Source organism: Aquitalea palustris (genome assembly GCF_003693445.1).
GTDB classification, from domain to species: domain Bacteria; phylum Pseudomonadota; class Gammaproteobacteria; order Burkholderiales; family Chromobacteriaceae; genus Aquitalea; species Aquitalea palustris.
Window position 1 is genome coordinate 1 of sequence record NZ_RFAR01000134.1, and the last position, 1364, is coordinate 1364.

Annotated in this window: 1 protein-coding gene and 1 pseudogene; one reads left to right on the forward strand and one right to left on the reverse strand. The window is 40.8% G+C overall.

Translation table 11 applies throughout. From position 1 onward, the window contains the following. A pseudogene (locus tag EAY64_RS20740) lies at nucleotides 1-77 on the reverse strand (hypothetical protein); the annotation flags it as partial. 277 nt (nucleotides 78-354) lie between these two features. Between EAY64_RS20740 and EAY64_RS19930 the strand changes: the two are divergent. Continuing rightward, entirely contained in the window at nucleotides 355-1224 is an 870-nt protein-coding gene (locus tag EAY64_RS19930; RefSeq protein ID WP_103526482.1) for a DMT family transporter, read from the forward strand. The last annotated feature ends 140 nt before the right edge of the window (nucleotides 1225-1364 follow it).

Consider the following 1364-nt stretch of genomic DNA (forward strand, 5'->3'; position numbering starts at 1 on the left):
GTGGTGCCGCACACCAGCACGCGCAGCGGCATGCCCAGCTGGCCCATCTTGATGCCTTCTTCGGCGCAGAAGGGCTTGAGCTGTTTCTAGCACTTCTTATCAGCTGCGCTTTTCACTTTTCACTAAGATAATTAGCTATTTTATTAAAAAACCACATATAAGAATAAGCTAAAAAATCACAGCACACCCGCTCACACCCCTCTTCCGCACACCCACCATAACAACACAACAAAACAGGATGTGACTTACTAAAAAACGACATCAAAAACAGATCCAATGCATTTTTAAAAAAAGGGGGAAATTCTCACACCAGAATTCAAACAAAATAAAACACTTAAATTGCAAGGTGATTACATGAACTGGAATCCATTCAACCCAAAGAACATCTCAACAATCACTCTGCTGATTTTAATTTGGGCGGGAGGATGGTTTTTTACCAAAATAGGACTTGAAAATTCAACTCCATTCTCATTCAATGCCATACGATTCTTGCTAGCCGCAGCAATCATGCAAGCAGCCTTACACTCAAGACCGCGCAATCAGCCATCATCCAAGAAACACTGGCCAATCATAATATCAATCGGAATATTACAAACCGGATTGATGTTCTCACTCGCCTCATACGGAATGAAGCAGATAAACTTAACAAAAACAGTAATACTAATTTACACAACACCATTATGGTCAAGTTTTTTAGGATGGTATTTCCTAAATGAAAAATTTAAAAAATCGCAATGGATAGGCTTATGCTGCGGACTCACTGGAATTGCACTAATCACAACCCCTGAAATAAAAACCGGGAAAATATACGGCATATCAATTCTGATAGCATCAGCGCTATCATGGTCGATTGCAAGTCTACTATTTAAAAAATACCTCTTCAATCAAGATAAATTCTACATCAGCACATGGCAAATGACCATCGGCGCCATATTTTTGCTCATCCTTAGCATATCAATCGATGGAAGCATTTCGTTTCAACCAACTCTAAAAAGCATTACCTCACTGATCTATGTAAGTATATTTGGTTCCATCATTGCATTTTCCATATGGTTTCATTTAGTTTCAAAGTTAAGCATGCTTCAGTCAAGTATGGTAACCCTTGGCGTTCCAATCACAATCATGGCAGCAGACGCCATACAGAATCAAAACATGAGTTCAACACTAGTAGCCGGGATGCTTTGCATAGTCTTTGGTATTTTCTTCGCGATGAAAAATGACTGACATGCACTCTTCTATCTATCTCGCCAGATAGAAGCCGCACTTAAAATGATCTTCATCAAGTAAAAAGCCACCCCGCAGGGTGGCTTTTTGACTTACACGGCCAAGACCGCTCAGGCGCGCAGGCGGCGCAGCACTTCTTC

Bases quoted from the DNA above. Each gene is read 5' to 3' on its own strand.
- EAY64_RS19930 (WP_103526482.1), top strand. From the start codon at position 355: ATGAACTGGAATCCATTCAACCCAAAGAACATCTCAACAATCACTCTG.